The 810-nt window shown below is 55.9% G+C and carries 1 protein-coding gene; it reads right to left on the reverse strand.

Going from position 1 to position 810, the window contains the following annotated elements; genetic code table 11:
• Window positions 1-798: transposase (locus tag H5P30_RS07705; protein ID WP_246459512.1), on the reverse strand; the 798-nt coding region annotated here is incomplete at its 3' end.
• Between the last annotated feature and the right edge of the window lie 12 nt (window positions 799-810).

The following is an 810-nucleotide window of genomic DNA, read 5'->3' on the forward strand; positions in this document are numbered from 1 at the left end:
CTGCACCTGCTCCTCCACAAATGAGGGCGATCCCAGCACCATCCCGTCGGTAAAATAACGCACCCGGCACCGCAAAACCACAGACAGGGGCAATTTTCCCTTCTCCTCTTCCAACACCCGCACCGCTTCTTCCCGAGAGATCGACTTCTTCTCATCCTTCTCCCCGGCCCCGGCACCATACAAAGTCTGGCGATACCCAGCCAGATCCTTGTCCACAACCGAAAGACCAGCCCGAGCCATCCGCCCCCCTCCAATCGCCTCGGCATACCCACAAAATCGATAATCCTTAGGATCTTCAACCAACCCCGCCCGCACCGCATTCAAGTCAATATAGGCAGCCACCGTCCGCAGCGCCCAACGATCCCCTTCCACCAGAACACTCTTAAACCGCTCACACCAAAGCGGTCCAAAACGATCCCGCGACCGATTAAACCAAAGCGTGAATCGTTGCTTGAGGGTCTTCATCATCCAGGAAACATCCCCCATCCGTCGCAACAGACTCTTCCGCAAGTCCATCCCTTCCAAAGTATGATCCCGAAGGTGCCCCTCCAAAACCTCAGCCCGCATCGGATTCCAAGGCGTAGGCTTCGGATAGAGCCGACGATACCGACGCACCAACTCCTCATCCGAAATACTCACCTCCGCCGGCACCTCCACCAAAACATGGAAGTGGTTCTTCATCACCGCATAGGTAACCACCCGAATCCCCGAGAAATCAGCCACCTGCCAAATCATCTTCCGCAAAACCTCCCTCTCCCGATCCCCAAAGAGAGCCTCCCCATTCACCGTTCGACTCATCACATGGTAGTA

The sequence above is a fragment of the Puniceicoccus vermicola genome (genome assembly GCF_014230055.1).
Lineage (GTDB): Bacteria > Verrucomicrobiota > Verrucomicrobiia > Opitutales > Puniceicoccaceae > Puniceicoccus > Puniceicoccus vermicola.